The sequence below is a fragment of the Streptomyces sp. Act143 genome, assembly GCF_003143935.1.
Taxonomy (GTDB): Bacteria; Actinomycetota; Actinomycetes; order Streptomycetales; family Streptomycetaceae; genus Streptomyces.
Map to the genome: position 1 here is coordinate 595,010 of NZ_QFRX01000001.1, position 17,451 is coordinate 612,460.

Consider the following 17,451-nt stretch of genomic DNA (forward strand, 5'->3'; position numbering starts at 1 on the left):
CCGGCACAGCTGACTCACTTCGCCGCTCGTGCGTCGGTGTCACGCGGCGCAGACGACGCGGTCGTCCTCGCGGAGACGGCAGGCGAGGCGGCGCAGCCCGCGGCGGGCGTGACTCTTGACCGTTCCCAGGGGCAAGCCGGTGAGCTCGGCGATCTGGGTCTGGGTGAGGTCGTCGTAGAAGGCGAGGTTGAGGACCCGGCGTTGCGGTGCCGGAAGCTGCGACATCTCGTCCGCGAGCAGGACCCGGTCGATGGCGGCCTCCGGCCGCACGGTCTCGTCGGTCCGCAGCAGCAGCTGGGCGCCCGCGGCGGCGACCAGTTCCGTGCGGCGCGTGCGAGCCGCCAGCGCGTCGGCGATCTTGCGCCGGGTGATGCCCGTGAGCCACCCGGGCAGGGTGCCGCGGTCGGGGGCGTATCCCGCCCGGCCGCGCCACGCGGCGAGGAAGACCAGCTGGGTGACGTCCTCCGCCTCCCTCGCGTCCCCCAGCGAGCGCCGGGCGAGGGTGTACACGAGGGAACCCCACCGCTGGTACATGGCCGCGAGGCATGCCTCGTCCCCGCTGAGGAATCCGTCCACCAGCGCGCTGTCGTCGGTGTCCGCGTCGGTTCGCTGTGCGGTCGTCATGGCTGCTCCTCCGCCGGTGCTGGCGGGCGCCGAGGGCGACGCCTGCTCCTCTACAGTGCGGATTCGATGCGAGTGGGACAACTCGCATCGCCTCTGCATCGAATTGCGCGAAGGCGGCCGGGCAGGACGGGACAGGGCCGGACCAAGGGTGCGACGGGTTCTGTGACCTCACTGTTCAAGGAGCCGGCTGGCAGTCAGGGGCGGAGCCCGCAGCAGCTCTCGGGGCGTCTCAAAACGCTGCAACGCAGTCTGCTTGGCGGCCGATTCGTCGGCATCTGCCTGGACGCCGCTGACCGCTCTGCCGTCGGCCCCGGCGGTCGCCCCGCGGCCGAACGCAGGTCGCGGCCCGTTCCTGCATCCGTCAGGCGTCCGGATGAGGAACGGAGCATGGCGGGAAAGAGCAGCGCACGGCCGAACGGGAGGCCTTTGTGATCGAAGTCGAGCGTGTCATGATCCTGCATCACCCGGTGACCGACGTCGTGAGTTTCCTCGCCGACTTCGCGAACACCGAGATGTGGGACCCCGGCACCGTCACCTGCGAGCGGATCGGCGGCGGCCCGCTGACCGTGGGCTCCGAGTGGCGAAACGTCTCCGTCTTCCGGGCCCGCCGTACCGAGCTGCGGTACCGGCTGACCCGCTACGACCCCGACCACCTGACCTTCGTCGGGCACAACAGCACGGCCACCTCCACCGACGACCTGCGTTTCGCGGAGGACGGTGCACGGACCCGGCTCACCTACCGGGCCCGGATCGAGTTCGCGGGGTTCGCCCGGCTGGCCGCCCCCCTGTTGAAGCGGGAGTTCGAGCGGCTCGGCGACGGGGTGGCCGAACGCCTGCCCCGTGCCGTCGACCACGCCCTGGGGGACCCGCCGACGGCAGGCGGCCGCGTCCTGTGAAGAGCGCCAGGAGACCACTCATGCCGCGGGCGGTGCGCACGCACGCCCGCTCCGCCCGGTGCGTCGGGACTTCCCCATGGACGTGAACGAGCCGGAGACAGCGCTGTCCGCGGAGGCCGGGGTGACGACCGGGTTCCTCGCCAGACGTCTGGGCGTGTCGCCCACGACGCTGCGCTCGTGGGACCGCAGGTACGGGCTCGGCCCGGCCGCCCGGACCGAGGGACGCCACCGCCGGTGGACGCCGGACGACGTCGCCATGGTCCTGGAGATGTGCCGGCTGACCGCCGCCGGCATTCCACCGGGCGAAGCCGCGCGGGCCGCCAAGAACCTCACCCGCGGGAGCCAGGCGCGCGAGACGCCCGCCCCGCTCCCCCGTGCCGTGGTCGAGGACTCCGGCTCCCCGTTCGCCTCGCGATCAGGCAGCGGCCTGCCGCTCGGAACGGTGCGGCAGGAGTGCAAGGGTCTCGCGCGCGCCGCCGTACGGCTGGACGCCGCAGCCGTGCAGGAGCAGATCACGGCATCCGTCCGCACGCACGGGCTGGTCGTCGCGTGGGACGAGATCCTGGCCCCGGCCCTCCAGGCCGTCGGACGCAAGTGGGAATCGGCGGGCGAACGCTATGTCGAGGTCGAGCACCTGCTGTCGTGGCACATCTCGGCGACGATCCGGCACGTCTACGTGAGTGCCGCGGGCGCCCGGGCATCGTCGTCGTCGGCTCCGGTCGTCCTCGCGTGCATGCCCGGGGAACAGCACACGTTGCCGTTGGAGGCGCTCAACGCCGTGCTCGCGGAGCGGGGGGCGGCCACCCTCATGCTGGGCGGCGCGGTCCCGGCGGCGGCGCTGCTGGCCGCGGTGCGACGGGTCGGGCCGAGCGCGGTCGTCCTGTGGTCGCAGTCCTCGGTGACGGCGGCCCTGGAGTTGGTCCAGCACGTCGCCGCCACCCACTGGGGCATCCGCGGCGCCCGCACCCGCAGCTCGGTCATGCTCACAGGTCCCGGCTGGGGACGCACTGCGCGCCCCGGGCTGCTGCGCCCGCGCGGCCTGCACGAGGCCCTGATCATGCTCGACGCGCTGGAGAGCAGGGGCTCCCAGGGCGCGTGAGGCACAGGCGCCCGGTGCGCGATCGTACGAAGCTGTCGGCCTCGCCCCAGGAGAAGAGCGAGGCCGACGGCTTTTCCGCGGGGCAGAAATGCGCGCCGCGTGACAGTCAGGTCCTCAGCAGACCGACGGCACCGGTCGCCACCACACGTCCGGCTGCCGTCACGACGTAGCGAGCCCCTCCCGCCTCGAACGCCACGTCGATCTCGGCGCCCCGGTCCGGAACCGGCGACCTGACGTCCGTACGCAGCCCCACCACCGCGCGCGCCGTCATCCCGCAGGACAGCAGCACCGCCTGCCGCCCCGCCTCCAGTACGGCCGCTGTGGTCAGCCTGCTGGGCCGGCCGGGCAGCAGCACCGGGTGGGCGGGGTCGCGCGGGACGATGACCAGGCGGCCATGGGGGCCACGGGCCAGCAGTACGTCCGGGGCGGCCGCCGCGCCCACCGCGGCGGGGGCCGGGTGCAGCAGCCCGGGGACGGGCGGCACCGCGCCGGTCGGCTGCGGCTCGTCCCCGAGCGGTGCCGCACAGCCCATCACACAGGTCGCGAAGATCCGCCCGGCGTACAGGTACTCCGCCGTGACGCGGAAGGAGACGGCGCTGCCGGCCCGTACCACGAGGTCGCTCAAGGTCAGCCGGACCGCCACGTCCGTGGCGCTGCCGCTCTCCATCGGCGCACAGCCCGGAAGCAGCCCCAGGCTCACCGACAGCACCTCGTAGTCGGCTTCCGTGGCCGTGGGGAGGTGACGGCGTTGCACGGCCACCGCGAGCTGCCGGGTGGACTCGACGACGATCAGCGGATGGTGCGCCACGGTGGTGGTGCGTTCGTTGAGGGGGTGCGTGCGCGGCCACTGGCAGCGGCCCTCGAAAGAGCGGTCCCCCAGCCGGCGCAGGGAGAGCACCAGCAGGGACGACATCGTCTCAAGGCCCAGAGCGTGCCAGGTGAGCACCGCGTCCGCGTCGACCGCGGTCGGATCACTCTGCGACGGCGTGTCGCGCGGCGGCCGAGCAAGGATGTCGAAGGGCTCCGCGGCCAGGACCGCCCCGTGGGCTGCGCTGTTCATGCAGCACATTCGGGTCGTCATCCGCCGCCGGATGCACAGCGGTGGCAAGGGCTCGCGGTCGCCCCGCGCTCGACGCCGGCGCCACCGTGTCTCAGGCGGCCCGGCGCCCCTGTGTGTCCGTCTGCCGGGCGGGAGCCGCGCGCGTCACCCGGTACGTCGTCTTCGTCGGGTCGACGACGGGCTCGCCCAGGACGATCCGCCCAGCCTCACGCAACTCCTCGCACACCGCCGTCGGCAGGGCCACCCAGCAGCCTCCGCCGCGTGCTCCCCGCCCGGCCGGGAGCCAATATCCGTAACGAGGCGGCCGGTTGGCGCGGACCGTGAGAAAGACCGGCGTGTCCGAGTCCCTGATGATGCGCAGCACGTCGGACGAGCGCGTCCCGGGCGGGGCACCGGGGTCCGGACAGCGCGGTGGGGAGGGAGCAGGCGGCCGGGCGGCCCCGGTGACAACCGCGGGTCCGGCGGCTTCGTGGTCACCGCGTCTGGGAGCGGGCACGGCGCGGAGCCCGTCGAGTCCGTCGAGCCCGTCGAAGGAGACGCGGGGCGCGCGGGTCGGGGCGGGGCGAGCGGCGAGGAGCATCGGCACGTTTCTTTCCTGAGAGGCGGCCACGGCACCGCTCACCCGTTCGGCCGCGGTGTTGATCTTGCTGGTGTGCAGGTGCGCGCCCACCGCTGTCAGGGCGGCCCGCCCCGCACGCCTACCCCCTGTCGAGCCGACTACCCGCCCGATCCGACCGGGGTCACGTGCCCGGTGGGGACGCGGTCGCTGCCCGGGCCCGTCCGCGGGACGAGGCGGGGGCGGTTGGCCTGGTCACGGAAGGGCACTCGCCGATCTGCCAGGACAGGCGAGTGCGCAGGGAGGCACACGTGGCGGTGCAGCATCGTTTGATCAAGGCCGGCCCGGACACGGTCTGGGGCGTCCTGGCCGATGGTCACCGCTACGCGACATGGGTGGTGGGAACCGACTCGTCGCGGCCCGAGCGCGGCCGGTGGCCGCAGAAGGGCGCCTCGCTCGGATATCTGGTCCGGCTGGGCCCCCTGCGCCTGCGCAACGAGACAGTGGTGCGCCGCTGCCAGGAAGGGTCCGTACTGGAGCTGGAGGCGCACGCGGCACACCTGGGCACCGCCCGGATCGCCATCGAGCTGCGGGACTGGGGCGAGCACTGCCTGGTCACCATCGACGAGCACCCGCTCCAGGGCGCGGGCGGCACCCTGCACAACGTGGGTCTGGACGTGGTGATCCGGCTGCGGCTGCGTGTGATGCTCGCCCGGCTCGCCCGGCACTGCGAGCAGTCGGCCCCGGACGGACAGCGGCCGGAGGTCCCCGTGGCGAACCGCGCGGGAGGCGGCCCCGATGACTGACGCGGTGGTGATCGGAGCCGGGCCCAACGGGCTGGTGGCCGCCAATGTGCTGGCGGACGCCGGCTGGAGCGTGGAGGTGCTGGAGGAGCAGCCCGAGCCGGGCGGCGCGGTCCGCCACGACCGCGGGGTCCACCCCGACTTCGTCAACGACCTCTTCAGCTCGTTCTATCCCCTGGCCGCCGCCTCCCCGCTGCTGTCAGCGCTGCGCCTGGAGGACCACGGACTGCGCTGGAGTCATGCGCCGCGGGTGCTGGCTCACCCGCTCGGCGACGGACGCTGTGCGGTGCTGGACCGCCGTATCGATGCCACGGCCGCCTCGGTCGAGGAGTTCGCGCCGGGCGACGGCGCGGCGTGGCAACGGCTGTTCGACCTGTGGCTGACCGTCCGCACGGACCTGCTCGACGCCCTGTTCACCCCCTTCCCGCCGGTGCGGGCCGGCGTCCGGCTCGCCCGCACCCTGCGCGCGGCGGGGGGCCTGCGCACGGCACGCACGCTGGTGCTGCCGGTGCGCCGGATGGGCGAGGAGGAGTTCCGGGGCGAAGGCGGCCGGCTGCTGCTGGCCGGCAACGCCCTCCACGCGGACCTGGCGCCCGAGTCCGCGGGCAGCGGCGGCTTCGGCTGGCTGATGTCCATGCTCGGCCAGACGTACGGCTTCCCCGTACCCGTCGGCGGGTCCGGCGCGCTCACCGACGCGCTGGTACGACGGCTGCGCGCGCGAGGCGGACACCTGCGCTGCGGGGAGAGGGTCGAGAAGATCGTCGTACGGGACGGACGTGCCCTCGGCGTGCGCACCGCCACCGGACTGGCGGTGCCGGTGCGCCGGGCCGTGCTCGCCGATGTCGCCGTGCCCACCCTCTACCAGGACCTGGTCGGCGCCGAGCACCTGCCCGCGCAGCTGCTGGAGGACCTCAGGCGCTTCCAGTGGGACTTCGCGACCTTCAAGGTCGACTGGGCGCTCGACGCACCGGTGCCCTGGCGGGCCGAACAGGCTCGCACGGCCGGCACCGTCCACCTGGCCGACGGCATGGACGAACTCACCCGCTTCGCCGCCCAGATCGCCATGCACCAGGTACCGGACCGCCCGTTCGCCCTGTTCGGCCAGATGACCACGGCGGACCCGTCCCGCTCCCTCCCGGGCACCGAGTCGGCCTGGGCCTACACGCACGTCCCCCGGGACATCCGGGGCGACGCCGGCGACGAGGACATCACCGGCGCGTGGGGACCGGCGGACCAGGAGCGCATGGCGGACCGGGTCGAACGCCAGGTGGAGCGGTTCGCCCCCGGCTTCCGGTCCCGTATCAGGGCCCGCCGCGTCCTCGCGCCGCCCACCCTCCAGGCACTCGACGCCAACCTTCTCGACGGGGCGATCAACGGCGGCACGACCGCCGTCCACCAGCAGCTCGTGCTGCGGCCGGTACCGGGCACCGGTCGCGCGGAGACCCCCGTCCAGCACCTGTTCCTGGCCTCGTCCGGCGCCCACCCCGGCGGCGGGGTGCACGGCGCTCCCGGCGCCAACGCCGCGCGGGCCGCGCTGCGCGCCCACCGGGCGCCGGGCCTGGCCCGCGCCCAGCACCTGCTCGCCCGTCGCGGCCGAACCGGAGACAAACGCTGATCGGGACGGCGGGCCGCCGGCGCATCCGATCAACCGTCCCGCCAGGAAGCAAGGAAGGTACGCCGCCCTTCGTTGCCCCGCGTCGAGGGCGCGGGGCAACGGCCAGAGCCCCGGGAGCACCATGAACGACCACGCCGACCGCCCGACCCCCGGGAGCACGATGAACGACCACACCGACCGCCCCGACCCCTGTCACCGACGCCCCGACGGCCTGTCCGACAAGACCGTCGAGGCCCTCGGAGCCCTGTCCAAGGCGCTGGAGACGACCGAGCGGGCCCGTGGCCACCTGTACAGCTTCCACCAGTTGACCGGCGGAGCCGATCTGGAGCTGGACCGCGCGGTACGGCTGCTGCACGAGGCCGGGCACCCGGAGTGGGCCGAGAAGGTGCGCTCGGAGATCCTGGGCCGCAATGTCATCCCCGGCCGGTGGACGTTCCAGATCGTCGAGGCCTACAACGACACCTACTACCGGCCCTTCCAGGAACTGGAGCGCAGCGCGGTCCGCGACCTGGCCGAGGGCCGTGACCACCTCTACGAAGCGGAGATGAAGGAAGCCCGCCGCACTCGTGGCCACCCCGCCCACACGGCACGTCCGCCCGCGGACGACGAGTGAGGCACCGCCGACAGGCCGTCCGGCGGCCGGAGGAGAAGCCCATGCACAGCAGCCCCGTGCGCAGCAGCCCGGTGCGGGAGCGCACCGTAGTGGTCACCGGTGCCGCCCGCGGACTCGGTGCCGCTCTCGTGCACGACATCGCCCGGCGCGGCGGCAGGCCCGCACTGCTGGGCCATGAGGGGGACCGGTTGCAGGAGATCGCCTCCCGGCTGCCGGGCCCGGCCCTGGCGATCGAGGTGGACGTCACCGACATGGCGGCACTGGAACGAGCCGCGGACGAGGTACGCCGTCGTCTCGGCCCACCGTCGGCGGTGATCGCCAACGCCGGCATCGCGGCAGGCGGCGACTTCGCCGCCACCGACCCCGACGAATGGCGCAGGGTGGTCGACGTCGACCTGACCGGCAGCGCTCAGACCGCGCGCGCCTTCCTGCCGGACCTGCGGACCACGGCCGGCTACTACCTCCAGATCGCCTCCCTGGCCTCGCTCGCCGCCGCCCCGATGATGAGCGCCTACTGCGCCGCCAAGTCCGGCGTGGAAGCCTTCGCCCACGCCTTGCGCGCCGAGGTGGCCCCGCAGCGCGTCGCCGTGGGGATCGCCTACCTGAACTGGATCGACACCGACATGGTGCGCGATGCCGACGAGACCGCCGTTCTGCGGGAGCTGCGTGCCTTCATGCCGGCACCCGCCCGCCGGGTACGCAGCGCCGAATCGGTCGCCGCCCGGCTCGTGGACGGCCTCGAACGCCGGCGTACGGCCGTGTACGCGCCACCGTGGCTACGGCTGCTGCAACCGGTGCGCGGCGCGGTGCCCCCGGTCCTGCTCCGTCTGCCCGGCCGCACGCGGCCCCTGCTGGAGGCCGGTCTGTCGGCACGGCCCACCGGCCCGCTCGGCGCCGGGGGCGCCGCGGACCGCGCCGCGACCCGGCGCACACGACCCTGACGACCCGCCACGTCCCACGGTCAGGTCGGGCACGGGTCCTCAGCGCGGGCCCGACCGTCCCGCGGACACCTCGTCCGACCCCGCGGTCGTGCCCCCCGTACAGAGCCATCGGCCCCTTGCCGTCGGAGCTGTGGCTGATGGGGCGGGCGGCAACTCCTCAGGGTTGACGAGTCACCGCCCGTTCCACGAGGTCAGGCGAGACGGGCGAGCTGTCGCAGCACGGCGCCGCGGCCGCCGTCCGGGACCGTCCACAGGGTCTGGCCCCTGACGCCCCACCGTTCCAGCAGGGCGTTGGCCGCGAGGAAGCCGCTGGTGGCCGCGCGTTCCATGAGCGCCACCGGCAGTTCGGTGCGGACCAGGTCGCCGGCGACGACGAGCCCGGGATCACTGGTGCGTACGGTCGGCCGGTCGGCATAGCCGCCGACCGGGAACAGGGGGCAGTCGGCCCGCCACTCGTGCCGTGCGTCGACCACCGTGGCCGTACGGGTCTCCGGATACACCCGGTGCAGCTGCTCCACCAGACGTTTCTGTTCCACGTCCCGGGCCACGCCCTCGGACAGGGCGTAGGCGTGCAGTTCCACCACGGAGCCCCCGGTGCGCGAGGCCCAGCGCGCCGCCTCGCCCTCCCAGCGGTCCAGGACGCTGACGTTGTCGAGGGTGCCGTAGCCGCTGGTGCCGAGGAAGCCTGGCCGGTCCGCGGCCACCGGGCGGTCCAGCCACAGCCGGGACACCAGGAAGGGCGGCGCGGTGCGCAGCGCGGCGACCCGTTCGCGCCACGCGGCGTCGGCCAGTCGCCGGGAGCGTGCCACCAGCGAGCGCAGTCCTGCCGCGTCCAGCGCCAGGACCACCGTGTCGTGGCGGTGTTCGCCCGATCCCGCGGTGACGACGAAGCCCCCGTCCGGCCGGGGCTCCACCGACTCCACCGGGGTGGCGGTACGCAGGTCCGCGCCGTGACCGGCGAGGTAGGCGGCGAGGGGGTCCCACAGAGCGGTGGGAAACGGTTCGTCCGGCACGTCGAACAGCAGGCCTTCGGCCGAGCCGAGGAAATAGATGTGGAACATCAGCACCATCTCCGCCGCCGACAGTTCGCGCGGGTCGGCGAAGAAGCTCCGGGAGAACACCTCGAAGGCCAGGTGGTGCGCGGCCTCGGGGAAGCGGATCGCCCGGAGGAAGTCGTGGGCGCTGACGTCGTCCAGCCGGGTGTAGACGCCGGGGACGCGGACATCCAGCAGGGGCAGGGCCGCCCTGGGGCTCATGCGGGCCAGGTCGCGCAGGCCGAAGGTGGGGCTCAGGGCGACGAACCCCAGGGCGCTCCAGGGCGGGGTGCGCGGCACGTGCCGGAAGCTGTCCTGCATCCCGTCGGCGTGCCGCAGGGGGTAGTCGGGCAGTGCGCGCAGCCGCTCCAGCCCGGGATCGGTACGGCGCAACAGTCCGCGCAGGTTGTAGTACTGGCGGAAGAAGGCGTGGAAGCCGCGGCTCATGGTGACGCGGGTGCCGTCCCCGAGGACTGTCGGCCAGCCCGCGAGCCGGCCGCCGAGGGTCGGCTCGCGTTCGTAGAGCGTGACCCGAACGCCCCGCTCGGCCAGCGCCGTTGCGGCTGCGAGCCCGGCGATGCCGCCGCCCACCACCGCGGTCGACACAGCGCGGTCCCCGCTCACGCGTTCCACGCCGGGGACGGGCAGCACGGCGCGGGCACGCCGGTCCCTGCCGCGTCGGACGGCCGCCTGCCGTCGCGGCGCGCTCACCGGGCGGCCTCGGCGCCGCCGGCCGGACGGCGGGCGACCACGGTGTGCGTGATGCCGGTCTGCCACCCCGGCAGGGGCAGCACCCGGACGTCGGTGAAGCGGGCGCCGCGCACCCGGGCGGCGAAGTCCCCCGCCGTGTCGAACTCCACGACGCTGCGCCACAGATGGCGGTACAGGTCACCGTCGCCGAGCAGGGTCGCCACGGGCAGGACCAGGCCCCGGCAGACTCCGGTCCACACCGCGCGGTCGACGGCCCGGCCGCTGAGGGTGTACTCGTGCACCGCCAGCCGGCCGCCGGCGGCGAGGACGCCGTGCACCGAGGCAAGCACCGCGTCGGGATCGGTGACGTTGCGGAAGAGGTAGGCGGCGAAGACGGCGTCGAACGGTCCCCGTACGCCCGCCTGCGCCAGCCGTTCCGCGGGGGACTGCACGAATCTCACGCCGGCCGGCCACCGTTTGGCGGCAGCACGTTCGAGCATGCCGGCGGAGGCGTCCACCGCGGTGATCTCCGCGTCGGGCAGTACCTCGGTGAGCGCCGCCGTGGAGGCGCCGGTACCGCACCCGAGGTCCAGCACCCGCAGGCCGCCGCCGTGGCGCGGCAGTCCGAGGCGGCGCACGGAGCGGCGCAGGTGGGCGTGGTAGCCGGGGTTCGCGGCCACCAGCATGTCGTAGCTGCGTGACGCGTGGTCGAACGCGGCGGCCAGGTCCTCGTCGCGCAGCACGCTCATGCGGTCTCCTCGGTCGGGGTGCACAGAACTCCTTCGTGCCGTCATCACGGTCCGGGAAAAGGCCTGCGGGGAAGCCAGAGCAGTTCCGCGGCCGAGCGGAGCATCGGCAGCACCGGCGTACGGCTGCCCAGGGTGAGGTCCTCGGTCAGCCGGGTCCGGCCGTCGAGGAAGCGCAACAGCCGCTCCGCGGGCACGTGCGCGAAGAGGCGGGAGAAGAAGGCCGCTCCGTCGACCCGTCCGCTGTCCAGAGCCCTGAGCAGGACGGCGTCCATGGCGAGCGAGCGCGCCGAGTGGGCGGGCGGTGGCTCCGGGCGGCGGCCCGCGTGCAGGGCCGCCGCGATCGCCCGTGTCTGGCGCTGGACGGCGGAGAAGGTGTAGCCGGTCGCCGGCCGGGTGGCGCCTCCCGCGGCCCCGATACGGAAGACCGAGGGCGCCGAGCGGCGGGCGAAGCGCGCGTCGGTCATGGGGATCACCCCGGTCTCGGTCGCCATCACCTCCAGGGGTCCGAGCCCCAGGACGTCCTCCGTGTAACCGCGCAGTTCGGCCTCGTAGGCCTGGCGGGACAGCGCGGCACGGGAGAACCGGGTGTACTCCACCAGTGCCTCGCGCGGGCTGGTGGGCAGCACGTATCCGAAGGCCAGGCCGTCGGCCGGCTGCGGGACCCGGAAGTCCATGAACTCCACCGTGCCGGGGTCGAAAACGGGCCGCTCGGTACGGACGAACCAGCCGTGGAAGTGCTGCAGCAGGGTGGTCCGGGCCGCGGGCAGGCTGCCCAGTGGCCGGGAGTCGAAGACCCAGCGCGCCCGCACCATGAGGGGGCGTCCCCGGTCGTCCCGGGCGCGGATCTCGGCTCCGTCGGCGGCGCCGTCCACCGTCTCCACGGCCGCTTCCAGCCAGCGGACGTCCCGGTGGTACGCCAGTTCACGGTCGACCAGGCGCTCGAAGTCGGTGGAGCGGATCATCTTGTAGGAGAGCGGCGCGATGTCGTCCTCCAGCGGACGGCCCGCGGGGGTGTGCACGCGCAGGCGCCGCCATGTCGCGGTGACCGCGGCATCGTAGGGTCCGGGACCGTCCTCCCAGAAGCACCAGGTCCGCTCCGGCGGCCGGAGCCGCCCGGGCGGGGCGTCCAGCAGGACGACTGACGTGCGCCGGGCGCCGGGAGCCGACCGTGCGAGTCGGTGCGCGAGGGACAGTCCCGCCGCTCCCGCGCCCACGATGGCGACCTCGGCCTCCCACATGTCCCCTCTTCCCTCCCCCGCGCGCCGCGCCGGGTTCCTGCGGCCGGCGGGACGGGCAGCTGCTCGTCGGACTCCTTCCGTGCAAACGGTAGACACGGATGCAGGCAGGCCCGGGAAACCGGCGGACGACGCGCAGAGGGCGCGGAGACAGCACAGCGGTGCGCGGGTCACCTCGGCACGGGACGGGTGGGGCGGGTGCCTTTCGCGCGTGGCCCACCGGGGTGCGCGGCGGGGCCGGGTGGCCGCTCCGCCGTGCGGGCGGTGGTCGGCCCGCCGACCATGGTCGGGACGGGCTCGGCCCCGCCTGGCACCACCGCTCGGAGCATCGTGCGGTCTTCGGGCCGCGTGGCGCCGTCCACGTCCCTGTTCGGCGCCGGTGACGAATCACGGCTTTCGGCCGCGACGGCGCATCCGGGCGGGCCGCTCGTGAAGAAGGCCTTCGGTCAGGCAGATGCGCGAGCGACATGAGAGGAACCGGGATGCGCCCCATCGAGGCGACGGATCACCCTGTGGCCGGGAGGTCGCCAGGCCCCCGTCCCACCCCGGCCCGCCTGGCCCTGGACGACAGGTCTCTGCGCGTCGTGGACGCCGATGTGCCCGCCGCCGTGGGCCGCGTGCTGAAGTCCGTGCTGGCGGACCGTGTGGAGCGGGCCACCGCCATGGACCCCGATTTCGGCCGTGATCTGGCCGAGCGGCTGGCGCGCTTCACCCTGGACGGGGGCAAGCGCATACGGTCCCGGTTCGTGTGGTGGGCGATGCGCGCCTGCGGGGGTGGAGCCGCCGAGGCCGATGCGGCCCTGCACGTCGGTGCCGCACTGGAACTCATCCAGACCTGCGCGCTGGTCCACGACGACGTGATGGACGGATCCCGACTGCGCCGCGGGCGGCTCGCGCTGCACGCGGACGTCGCCGCCCAGTACGCCGAGACCGTGCCCGGCGCCGCGGGCGCCCGCTTCGGGGAGGCCGCGGCGATCCTCGCCGGGGACCTGGCCCTGGCCTGGGCGGACGACCTGGTCGCGGACGTCGAGGCGCCCCGGCCACGGGTCCGTGCCGTACGGGACCTGTGGAGCGTCATGCGCACCGAGATGGTGGCCGGGCAGTATCTCGACCTCCAGGGGCAGGCGATCTCCTCGCGGTCCCTGCGGCGGGCGATCCGCGCCGCCTGTCTCAAGAGCGCCCTGTATTCGGTGGAACGTCCGCTGGCGCTGGGCGCCGCCCTGGCCGGAGCGGATGCCGCACGCAGCCGGGCCCTGTGCTCGGCGGGCCGGTGCGCCGGGATCGCCTTCCAGCTCCGCGACGACCTCAGCGACGTCTTCGGCGACCCCCGGCACACCGGCAAACCCGTCGGCGGTGACATCCGGGCGGGCAAGCCGACGTACCTGGTGGCCGTGGCGCACGCACGGGCCGAGGCGACCGGCGACCGGCGGGGCCTTGCCGTGCTGCGCCGCTCCCTCGGCCGCGCCGACCTGCCCGAGAGCCGCCTCACCGAAGTCCGTGACGTCCTGATCGCCACCGGCGCGCGGGACATCGTCGAGGCGAAGATCGACCGGCTGGCCGGCCATGCGATGCGCCATCTGGAGTCCGCCCAGCTGGCGCCGGAGGGCCACCTGCCGCTGCGCGACCTGCTGCTCGCCACGGCGGGTTCCGCCGCCTCTCCCCCGCCGCCACCGGGCCGCCCGGGCGGCGAGGACGGTCTGCCCGTCTCCCTGTTGCTGACCGCAGCCGTCGAAGGCGCCACCCGATGAGCCCCCTAGGAGCCCGATCGATGACCAGAACCGTTCCGGGACGCACCGACCACGTCGTGGTGGTCGGCGCCGGCCTCTCCGGTCTGTCCGCCACCCTGCATCTGCTGGGCGCGGGCCGCCGGGTGACGCTCGTGGAGCGTGACCCGCTGCCCGGCGGCCGGGCCGGACGGCTCGACCACCACGGCTACCGCATCGACACCGGTCCCACCGTCCTGACCATGCCCGACCTGGCGGACGAGGCCTTCGCGGCGGTCGGCGACAGCCTGCGGGCCCGTGTGGACCTCATCCCCCTGCACCCGGCCTACCGCGCGCTCTTCGCCGACGGCACCCGCCTCGACGTGCACACCGACGCGCAGGCGATGGAGTCGGAGCTGGAGCGGTTCGCCGGGCCCCGGGAGGCCGCCGGGTACCGACGGCTGCGCCGGTGGCTGGAGGATCTGTACCGGGCTCAGATGCGGCACTTCATCGATGCCAACTTCGACTCGCCGTTCGCCCTGCTGACGCCCGATCTGGCACGGCTGGCCGCGCTCGGCGGGTTCGGCCGCCTCGACGCGCGGATCGGCCGTCACCTGCGCGACGAACGCGTGCGCCGGGTGTTCTCGTTCCAAGCGCTGTACGCCGGAGTTCCCCCGGAGCGCGCCCTCGCCGCGTACGCCGTGATCGCCTACATGGACACCGTCGCCGGCGTGTACTTCCCCCGGGGCGGCATGCACGCGCTGCCGCAGGCCATGGCGGACGCCGCCGCCGACGCGGGCGCGGAGCTGCGCTTCGGCCAGCGGGTGACCCGGCTGGAGCGCACCGGCGACCGCGTCACCGCCGTCGTCACCGACCAGGAGCGCATCGCCTGCGACGCCGTCGTCCTCACCCCCGACCTGCCGGTCGCCTACCGTCTCCTCGGACACGCGCCCCGCCGCCTGCTGCCGCTGCGGTTCGCGCCGTCGGCCGTCGTCCTGCACGCCGGCACCGACCGGACCTGGCCCGCGCTCGCCCATCACACCCTGTCCTTCGGGGCGGAGTGGCGGCGCACGTTCGACGAACTGACCCGGACCGGGCAGCTGATGAGCGATCCGTCCCTGCTCATCACCCGCCCCACCGCCACCGATCCCTCGCTCGCCCCGCCCGGCCGCCATCTGCACTACATCCTCGCCCCATGTCCGAACACCGCCATCGGCCCCGACGCCACCACCTGGGCCGAGCTGGCGCCGCGTTACCGCGACAGCGTTCTGCGAGAGCTGGAGCGGCGCGGCTTCGAGGGCATCGCGGACGCCGTGCAGGAGGAAACCCTCATCACCCCCGCCGACTGGCAGGAGCAGGGACACGCGGCCGGCACCCCCTTCTCGGCGGCCCACACCTTCCCGCAGACCGGTCCGTTCCGGCCTCGCAACCTCGTGCGCGGCACCGAGAACGCCGTCCTCGCAGGCTGCGGCACCACCCCGGGCGTCGGGGTGCCCACCGTGCTGCTGTCCGGCAAGCTCGCCGCGGCCCGGATCACCGGGCGGCACCGGGCGCGCCCGCCCAGGCGTCGGCGGCCCGCCCCGACCACTTGGACCACCGCGGACACGACGGCCGCATCCGGCAGCCGCACCCCGCCGGCAACCTCGAAGGGAACTCCCGCATGACCGCCCGTGAACTGGACGCGGCGGGCATCACCGACCCGGCGCTGCGCGAGGCCTACACCCGCTGCCGCCGGCTCAACGCCCGGCACGGCCGGACCTACTTCCTCGCCACCCGGCTGCTGCCCGTCGAACGCCGCTCCGCCGTGCACGCCCTGTACGGCTTCGCCCGCTGGGCCGACGACATCGTCGACTCCCTCGACGCCGACATTGCGCCCCACGTCCGCGCGAGCGAACTGTCCCGCCTGCACCGGCAGCTGGAAAAGGGGCTGCGGGAGGGTGCCGGCCCCGAACCGGTGGTCCTGGCCCTCGCCGACACCGCCCGCCGGTACGACATCGACCACCGTCACTTCAGCGACTTCATGGCCGCCATGCGCAGCGACCTGAGCGTCACCGACTACCGGACCTACGCGGAGCTGCGGGCGTACATGCACGGTTCCGCCGCGGTGATCGGACTCCAGATGCTTCCCGTCCTGGGCACGGTGGTCCCCCGTGACGAAGCCGCCCCTCACGCCGCCGCCCTGGGCGTCGCCTTCCAGCTGACCAACTTCCTGCGCGACGTGGGCGAGGACCTCGACCGCGGCCGGGTCTACCTGCCCGCCGACCTCCTGCACGCACACGGCGTCGACCGGGACCTGCTGACGTGGAGCCGAGCGACCGGCAACCGCGACCCGCGCATCACCGAGGCGCTCAGGGCCTTCGAGGACCTCACCCGCGGCGTCTACCGCGAGGCGGCCCCCGGGCTGGCGATGCTCGACCCGGTCGCGCGCCCCTGCATCCGCACGGCGTTCGTCCTGTACGGCGCCATTCTGGACGCCGTCGCCGACGACGGGTACGCGGTACTGCACCGCCGGTCGGTGGTGTCCCGGCGACGGCGCACCGCGGTGGCCGTCGACGGGGCGGTACGGCTGGCAGCGGCGCGGATCGCGCACGGTCGCGGTCGGCCCCGGCAACCCGCGATCCCGCTGTCGCCTGCCCCGCTTCCCACCCCGTCCGACGCCGTCGACGGGCCGCTGCACAAGGAGGCCGTGTGAGCTCCGACCCCGTCGACGGCCGCCCCGGCGACCGCTCGGACGGCACCTCTCGGCCGGCCCGCCCCGTCCGGCCCGACCGTCGTGGACGGTTTCCGCTGTCCGTGCGCCGCAACGCCGTGGACTGGGAACGCCAGCGCCCGACCTGGCGCGAGGCGCGGCCCGCCGTCATCGCCGACGCGCTCAAGCGCGCCCAGACGCGGCCGTCCGGGAACTGGTATGTCGTGGGCGCCACCAGGGACGTACGGGACGACCGCCCGCTGGGCCGGACGATCGCCGGGCAGGAGGTCGTCGTCTGGCGCGGCGCCACGGGAGAACTGGTCGCCGGACCCGGCGTCTGCCCGCACCTCGGCGCACCGCTGCGCGACAGTCCGGTGAGCTGCGGCACTTTGGTCTGCCACTGGCACGGGCTCGGCCTTCGGGGCACCGCGTTCGCGGGCTGGGAGCCGCTGCCGGTGCACGACGACGGGCTGCTGGTGTGGGTGCGTCTGGACGACGTGGGCGGCGAACCACCGCTGGCCGCACCGGTGGTGCCGGTGCGGCCCGCGCCGGCGGGGGCGGTGTCGGCGGTGTACGTCGGCGTCGGTACCTGCGAACCCGAGGACGTCGTGGCCAACCGGCTCGATCCCTGGCACGGCGCCTGGTTCCACCCGTACTCCTTCGTCGACCTGACGGTCGTGTCGCCGGTCACCGCGAAGCGGAGGGACGAGGGGGGCGGCAATCGTGAACCCGGCGCCTCGGACGGAGCCGGTCCGGGGGACGAGGACGGTTTCACCGTCGACGTGTCGTTCAAGGTCGCCGGGCGGCTCGTCGTACCGGTACGGGCCGTGTTCACCGCCCCCGAACCCCGTACGGTCCTGATGCGCATCACCCGGGGTGAGGGCGCCGGGTCGGTGGTGGAGACGCATGCGACCCCGCTCGGCACCGACGAACACGGCCGTCCCCGGACCGCGGTGGTGGAAGCGGTGGTGGCGGCCTCCGATCGCCCCGGGTTCGCCGTGGCCCGCCGGATGACGCCGCTGCTGCGCCCCCTCATGCGGGCCGCGGCGGGCCGGCTGTGGCGCGACGATCTCGCCTATGCCGAACGGCGCTGGCTGCTCCGCTCGACCGGCCGCTTCCCGGGCTGAGAGCGGGGCAAGGGTGC

16 protein-coding genes are annotated in these 17,451 nt (G+C 74.4%); 10 read left to right on the forward strand and 6 right to left on the reverse strand.

Annotated features, from left to right (window positions below):
• Nucleotides 1-39: 39 nt before the first annotated feature.
• On the reverse strand, nt 40-624 hold the full coding sequence (locus tag DI272_RS02585; protein ID WP_109493499.1) for a sigma-70 family RNA polymerase sigma factor: 585 nt from the start codon (nt 622-624) through the stop codon (nt 40-42).
• 428 nt (nt 625-1,052) lie between these two features.
• Here DI272_RS02585 and DI272_RS02590 point away from each other — a divergent pair, with 428 nt between their 5' ends.
• Complete coding sequence (locus DI272_RS02590) at nt 1,053-1,520, forward strand: SRPBCC family protein (protein WP_109493500.1); 468 nt, start codon at nt 1,053-1,055, stop codon at nt 1,518-1,520.
• Between the two features lie 76 nt (nt 1,521-1,596).
• A complete protein-coding gene (locus DI272_RS02595) occupies nt 1,597-2,619 on the forward strand; it encodes a MerR family transcriptional regulator (protein WP_109493501.1) in 1,023 nt (340 codons plus the stop codon).
• Between the two features lie 106 nt (nt 2,620-2,725).
• On the opposite strand, the gene DI272_RS02600 is transcribed toward DI272_RS02595, so the two are convergent.
• Both DI272_RS02600 and DI272_RS44115 read right to left on the reverse strand, forming a co-directional pair.
• Entirely contained in the window at nt 2,726-3,679 is a 954-nt protein-coding gene (locus DI272_RS02600; protein ID WP_109493502.1) for an AfsA-related hotdog domain-containing protein, read from the reverse strand.
• A gap of 91 nt (nt 3,680-3,770) precedes the next feature.
• Entirely contained in the window at nt 3,771-4,349 is a 579-nt protein-coding gene (locus DI272_RS44115; protein ID WP_146238307.1) for a hypothetical protein, read from the reverse strand.
• A gap of 197 nt (nt 4,350-4,546) precedes the next feature.
• On the opposite strand from DI272_RS44115, the gene DI272_RS02605 reads away from it, so the two are divergent.
• From DI272_RS02605 to DI272_RS02620, 4 genes are all read left to right on the forward strand, one after another.
• Nucleotides 4,547-5,041 carry an SRPBCC family protein gene (locus tag DI272_RS02605; RefSeq protein ID WP_109493503.1) on the forward strand — a complete coding sequence of 165 codons (495 nt, stop codon included), beginning with the start codon at nt 4,547-4,549 and terminating at the stop codon, nt 5,039-5,041.
• Entirely contained in the window at nt 5,034-6,653 is a 1,620-nt protein-coding gene (locus tag DI272_RS02610) for an NAD(P)/FAD-dependent oxidoreductase (protein WP_109493504.1), read from the forward strand. The genes DI272_RS02605 and DI272_RS02610 overlap by 8 nt, the downstream gene beginning before the upstream one ends.
• A gap of 160 nt (nt 6,654-6,813) precedes the next feature.
• Nucleotides 6,814-7,266 carry a hypothetical protein gene (locus DI272_RS02615; protein ID WP_109500645.1) on the forward strand — a complete coding sequence of 151 codons (453 nt, stop codon included), beginning with the start codon at nt 6,814-6,816 and terminating at the stop codon, nt 7,264-7,266.
• Nucleotides 7,267-7,307: 41 nt separating this feature from the next.
• Nucleotides 7,308-8,207, forward strand: coding sequence for an SDR family oxidoreductase (locus DI272_RS02620; protein ID WP_375138023.1), 900 nt, complete (start codon nt 7,308-7,310; stop codon nt 8,205-8,207).
• 191 nt (nt 8,208-8,398) lie between these two features.
• Here the strand turns inward: DI272_RS02620 and DI272_RS02625 are convergent, their stop codons facing one another.
• The 3 genes from DI272_RS02625 to DI272_RS02635 are packed head-to-tail and all read right to left on the reverse strand — an operon-like array spanning nt 8,399 to nt 11,918.
• On the reverse strand, nt 8,399-9,952 hold the full coding sequence (locus DI272_RS02625; protein ID WP_109493505.1) for an FAD-dependent oxidoreductase: 1,554 nt from the start codon (nt 9,950-9,952) through the stop codon (nt 8,399-8,401).
• Complete coding sequence (locus DI272_RS02630; RefSeq protein ID WP_109493506.1) at nt 9,949-10,680, reverse strand: class I SAM-dependent methyltransferase; 732 nt, start codon at nt 10,678-10,680, stop codon at nt 9,949-9,951. The genes DI272_RS02625 and DI272_RS02630 overlap by 4 nt, the downstream gene beginning before the upstream one ends.
• A gap of 44 nt (nt 10,681-10,724) precedes the next feature.
• Complete coding sequence (locus DI272_RS02635; protein ID WP_109493507.1) at nt 10,725-11,918, reverse strand: lycopene cyclase family protein; 1,194 nt, start codon at nt 11,916-11,918, stop codon at nt 10,725-10,727.
• 479 nt (nt 11,919-12,397) lie between these two features.
• On the opposite strand from DI272_RS02635, the gene DI272_RS02640 reads away from it, so the two are divergent.
• The 4 genes from DI272_RS02640 (at nt 12,398) to DI272_RS02655 (ending at nt 17,434) form a co-directional block, all read left to right on the forward strand.
• The gene (locus DI272_RS02640; protein ID WP_109493508.1) at nt 12,398-13,663 is read left to right on the forward strand and encodes a polyprenyl synthetase family protein; all 1,266 of its coding nucleotides are present in this window, start codon (nt 12,398-12,400) and stop codon (nt 13,661-13,663) included.
• Between the two features lie 20 nt (nt 13,664-13,683).
• A complete protein-coding gene (locus DI272_RS02645) occupies nt 13,684-15,282 on the forward strand; it encodes a phytoene desaturase (RefSeq protein WP_109493509.1) in 1,599 nt (532 codons plus the stop codon).
• A complete protein-coding gene (locus DI272_RS02650) occupies nt 15,279-16,310 on the forward strand; it encodes a phytoene/squalene synthase family protein (protein ID WP_109493510.1) in 1,032 nt (343 codons plus the stop codon). Before DI272_RS02645 ends, DI272_RS02650 begins: the two co-directional genes overlap by 4 nt.
• Before the next feature lie 95 nt (nt 16,311-16,405).
• The gene (locus DI272_RS02655; RefSeq protein ID WP_258314865.1) at nt 16,406-17,434 is read left to right on the forward strand and encodes a DUF5914 domain-containing protein; all 1,029 of its coding nucleotides are present in this window, start codon (nt 16,406-16,408) and stop codon (nt 17,432-17,434) included.
• The last annotated feature ends 17 nt before the right edge of the window (nt 17,435-17,451 follow it).

What these genes read in the sequence shown, in the direction of transcription:
- DI272_RS02610 (WP_109493504.1), top strand. Translation starts at nt 5,034, where the DNA reads ATGACTGACGCGGTGGTGATCGGAGCCGGGCCCAACGGGCTGGTGGCC.
- DI272_RS02635 (WP_109493507.1), bottom strand. Translation starts at nt 11,918, where the DNA reads ATGTGGGAGGCCGAGGTCGCCATCGTGGGCGCGGGAGCGGCGGGACTG.
- DI272_RS02630 (WP_109493506.1), bottom strand. Translation starts at nt 10,680, where the DNA reads ATGAGCGTGCTGCGCGACGAGGACCTGGCCGCCGCGTTCGACCACGCG.
- DI272_RS02600 (WP_109493502.1), bottom strand. Translation starts at nt 3,679, where the DNA reads ATGAACAGCGCAGCCCACGGGGCGGTCCTGGCCGCGGAGCCCTTCGAC.
- DI272_RS02595 (WP_109493501.1), top strand. Translation starts at nt 1,597, where the DNA reads ATGGACGTGAACGAGCCGGAGACAGCGCTGTCCGCGGAGGCCGGGGTG.
- DI272_RS02620 (WP_375138023.1), top strand. Translation starts at nt 7,308, where the DNA reads ATGCACAGCAGCCCCGTGCGCAGCAGCCCGGTGCGGGAGCGCACCGTA.
- DI272_RS02645 (WP_109493509.1), top strand. Translation starts at nt 13,684, where the DNA reads ATGACCAGAACCGTTCCGGGACGCACCGACCACGTCGTGGTGGTCGGC.
- DI272_RS02640 (WP_109493508.1), top strand. Translation starts at nt 12,398, where the DNA reads ATGCGCCCCATCGAGGCGACGGATCACCCTGTGGCCGGGAGGTCGCCA.
- DI272_RS02650 (WP_109493510.1), top strand. Translation starts at nt 15,279, where the DNA reads ATGACCGCCCGTGAACTGGACGCGGCGGGCATCACCGACCCGGCGCTG.
- DI272_RS02615 (WP_109500645.1), top strand. Translation starts at nt 6,814, where the DNA reads ATGAACGACCACACCGACCGCCCCGACCCCTGTCACCGACGCCCCGAC.
- DI272_RS02585 (WP_109493499.1), bottom strand. Translation starts at nt 624, where the DNA reads ATGACGACCGCACAGCGAACCGACGCGGACACCGACGACAGCGCGCTG.